At 39.2% G+C, this 3,976-nt stretch carries 4 protein-coding genes; 3 read left to right on the top strand and 1 reads right to left on the bottom strand.

What is annotated here, in order from left to right; all coding sequences use genetic code 11:
- Positions 1-704 (bottom strand): DNA gyrase subunit A (locus tag L654_RS0102780; protein WP_029753469.1); only part of this gene is annotated, 704 nt, incomplete at its 3' end.
- A 176-nt stretch (positions 705-880) separates the two neighbouring features.
- On the opposite strand from L654_RS0102780, the gene ubiG reads away from it, so the two are divergent.
- From ubiG to L654_RS0102765, 3 genes are all read left to right on the top strand, one after another.
- Positions 881-1,591, top strand: coding sequence for a bifunctional 2-polyprenyl-6-hydroxyphenol methylase/3-demethylubiquinol 3-O-methyltransferase UbiG (gene ubiG, locus L654_RS0102775; protein WP_024607208.1), 711 nt, complete (start codon positions 881-883; stop codon positions 1,589-1,591).
- Positions 1,591-2,271 (top strand): HAD-IA family hydrolase, encoded by a 681-nt coding sequence (locus tag L654_RS0102770; RefSeq protein WP_024607207.1) that lies wholly within the window; start codon positions 1,591-1,593, stop codon positions 2,269-2,271. The genes ubiG and L654_RS0102770 overlap by 1 nt, the downstream gene beginning before the upstream one ends.
- A gap of 1,064 nt (positions 2,272-3,335) precedes the next feature.
- Positions 3,336-3,976 (top strand): ATP cone domain-containing protein (locus L654_RS0102765; protein WP_263640615.1); only part of this gene is annotated, 641 nt, incomplete at its 3' end.

Here is a 3,976-nt window from a genome sequence, read left to right as displayed (position 1 = left end):
GTTAAATAGGCTTGTTCAATGCCTTTTTTACCGTTGATAATTGCAGCCGTTGGGAAATCAGGACCAGGAATATAATCCATTAACTCTAAAATAGTTAAATCAGGATTTTGAATAAGTGCCAAACAACCGTTCACAACTTCAGTTAAGTTATGTGGTGGTATATTTGTAGCCATACCTACTGCAATACCCGACGAACCATTCACTAATAAATTAGGGACTTTAGTAGGTAACACGTCAGGGATGAACTCAGTGCCGTCGTAGTTAGGAACGAAATCAACCGTTTCTTTTTCAAGATCGGCTAATAACTCATGCGACATTTTTGCCATACGTACTTCTGTATAACGCATTGCCGCTGCTGAATCACCATCAACCGAACCGAAGTTACCTTGGCCATCTACAAGCATATAACGTAGTGAGAATGGCTGAGCCATACGAACTATCGTGTCATAAACTGCACTGTCGCCGTGTGGATGGTATTTACCGATTACGTCACCGACCACACGGGCCGATTTTTTGTAAGGCTTGTTCCAGTCATTACTAAGCTCGTTCATTGCAAACAAAACGCGGCGATGAACAGGTTTTAAGCCGTCACGTACGTCTGGTAATGCACGTCCTACTATTACACTCATTGCGTAATCTAAGTAGGAGTTTTTTAACTCGTCTTCAATATTGACTGGCAGAATTTCATTGGCGAGATCAGTCATTTGATATCACATTCCTTCAGTATCAGCTCTCAACAACCCGGTATTGGGTATTAAGAGTATTGTTATTATTTCTAACAGCCATGCTATCACAATTAATTTTAATTTACAGGCGCAAAACTTTGCGATTTATCAATTTAGCCCTATATAATGGCCTCAGATTGACGAGGAAGTATTTTATGACCGAACATCAAAATGTAGATCACGCAGAAATAGCAAAATTTGAAGCCATCGCTGAGCGTTGGTGGGACCTAGACGGAGAATTCAAACCTCTTCACGAAATTAACCCGTTACGTTTAGACTTTATAGCAAACAAAACGCAAGGCTTATTCGATAAAGAAACACTCGACGTTGGCTGTGGCGGCGGTATTTTAAGCCAAAGCATGGCGCGTATGGGTGCAAAAGTAACTGGCATCGATATGGGCCAAGAGCCTCTAACAGTTGCTAAATTGCATAGCTTAGAAACTAGCGTAAATGTAGATTACATAAAAGTGCCTGCAGAAGAGTTTGCAACACAGTACCCTGAGCGCTTTGATGTAATAACGTGTATGGAAATGCTTGAGCACGTTCCCGACCCAGCATCTATCATTCATGCTGTAGCTGCACTTGCAAAACCAGGCGCGGACGTGTTTTTTTCAACCCTGAACAAAACACCTAAAGCATACTTATACGCGATTGTTGGCGCTGAAAAACTCTTAAAAATGGTGCCTGAAGGTACACACGACCATAAAAAGTTTATAAAGCCTGCACAACTTATTGCATGGGCAGAGCAAGCCGGTTTAAAAGTTCGTGCAAGCACAGGGCTTTCTTATAACCCACTATCAAAGCAATATACGCTCAATAGTGACGTTAGCGTAAATTACATACTTTATTTTGAGAAGTTAGCTTAATGGCTAACTCTCAAGCCCCCCTACCCCTTATTGAGTACGATGCATTTTTATTTGATTTAGACGGCACCCTACTCGACACCGCTGATGATTTAGGTGCCGCTTTAAACGCAGTCCTTATTAGCAATAAAATAGAACCTGTTAGTAGTGATATATACCGTCCTGCGGCATCTAACGGCGCAGGCGCATTATTAGAGGCTGGTTTTAAAGAATTATGGGCTAAACAACCCCAAAGCGAGCTTATAAAGCAATTAGTTGACGAGTACGCCACAAACATAGCAAATCACACACGTTGCTTCAGCGGAGTTGAATCGTTACTTATCGCCCTTGATCAGAAAAAGATCAAATGGGGGATCATGACTAATAAACCAGGGTTTTTAACCGATCCTTTAGTGGCAGCTATTCCCGCATTAAAAAATGCCAGTGTGGTAATAAGTGGCGACACATTAGCTGAAGCTAAGCCATCACCTCTACCACTGCTACATTGTGCAAAGCTTATGCAGGTAGATCGAAGCCGTTGTTTATACATTGGTGATGCACAGCGTGACATACAAGCAGGCAAAGCAGCAGGTATGCATACCGCAACGGCACTTTGGGGTTACATCCCAAGTATTGATGAAGCCAACAGCTGGAATGCTGATTTTAACTGGCAAAGCCCAATTGATGGTTTTAACTATATATAGTGCTATGTTAATTATTAAACACTATATATTGTGATTGTGTTAGCTTTCACACAAAGCTTGCTGATAAAAAAAGCAGTCAGAATTTATTTTTAAAATGCGTAAATTTAGCAGAATTTAGTTTACTTTTTGAACGCCTTTGGTTGAGTAGTCGTTTAAGTGTGAGCGTCTACTAACACAAATACGCTATACCGAAGTTATCCACAAATAGGGGCAATTATGTCCCTTGCAAAACAACTCAGGCCACATTAGAGTTTTATTAACACTTTGATGGGATTGATATTTCAATTAAGTGGAGGGGCTAACACCATACTCAAATTTTGAATATGATGTTAGCAAAGACACTTGCTCGAGTTTTAAGAAAGTGCCCAAGTTTGGAAGTTTGAGCGTAACTTATTCTTATATTCTCAGCAAGTGACTAACTCAGATTTAGGATAACTAAAATTGAAGTTCAGTTTATCTATAGAAATATCAGAAAGTGTAATAATAGGTATTTTTAAAATTATTACACTGAGCAGCATGCTCTTTGTATAAATTTAAATGGGCTATCTTTTAGCCCATTTCTATATCTTCCCTCTAATTATGCTTTTTATTTATAAAAGCGTTCAACCATGAACACTAAACAACTCACTTAGATAGTGCACTGAAACCATATATAGTGCTATGTTAATTATTAAACACTATATATTGTGATTGTGTTAGTTTTCACACAAAGCTTGCTGATAAAAAAAGCAGTCAAAATTTATTTTTAAAATGAGTAAATTTAGCAGATCATTAGTTGATTTTTGCATATTTCAACTTAAATGATTGTTCGAAGGTGAGTGTCTACTAACACAAATGCGTTATCCCAAAGTTATCCACAAACAGGGGCAATTATGTCCCTTGCAAAACAACTCAGACCACACTATCTTGTGATCTCTAAATTGAACAACACCAGATATTGTGGCCAAATGTTATTCAATTAAATTCACCAATACGGTGAAACCTATAATAAATGAGTATGTACCTTGCTTCGGCGAGGCATAAAGCATTGGTCAAAATACATAATTCCCAAGGAATACAGGCAAATGAACCAACAGTTATCTGTAAGCAAACGTGACGGGCGCAAAGAGCCTCTTGATCTGGATAAGATCCATCGCGTTATTGAATGGGCCGCCGAAGGTTTAAGCAACGTTTCGGTTTCGCAAGTTGAATTAAAATCGCACATTCAGTTTTACGACGGTATTCGTACTAAAGACATTCACGAAACCATCATTAAAGCAGCAGCGGATCAGATTTCAAAAGAATCACCTGATTATCAATACTTAGCTGCACGTTTAGCTGTATTCCATTTACGTAAAAAAGCGTACGGTCAATTTGAGCCACCACGTTTATTTGACCACGTAACAAAAATGGTTGGCGATAAACGCTACGATGCTCACTTATTAGTAGATTACACAGAGCAAGAATTAGACGAGCTTGATGCATATCTTGATCATTCTCGCGATCTTAACTTTAGCTACGCGGCTGTAAAACAGCTTGAAGGTAAGTATCTCGTTCAAAACCGTGTATCGGGTGAAATCTACGAAAGTGCACAGTTTTTATATATTTTAGTAGCAGCGAGCTTATTCTCTGACTACCCACGTGAAACACGCGTTTCTTACATTAAGCGCTTTTACGACGCAGTATCGTTATTTAAAATATCTCTACCAACGCCAATTATGTCGGG

It is taken from the genome of Pseudoalteromonas sp. TAB23 (assembly GCF_000498075.1).
In the GTDB taxonomy this organism is placed as follows: Bacteria; Pseudomonadota; Gammaproteobacteria; order Enterobacterales; family Alteromonadaceae; genus Pseudoalteromonas; species Pseudoalteromonas arctica.
Note: the sequence above shows the minus strand (reverse complement) of the source record. Positions and strands in the feature narration are given on the sequence as shown.

Bases quoted from the DNA above. Each gene is read 5' to 3' on its own strand.
- L654_RS0102770 (WP_024607207.1), top strand. From the start codon at position 1,591: ATGGCTAACTCTCAAGCCCCCCTACCCCTTATTGAGTACGATGCATTT.
- ubiG (WP_024607208.1), top strand. From the start codon at position 881: ATGACCGAACATCAAAATGTAGATCACGCAGAAATAGCAAAATTTGAA.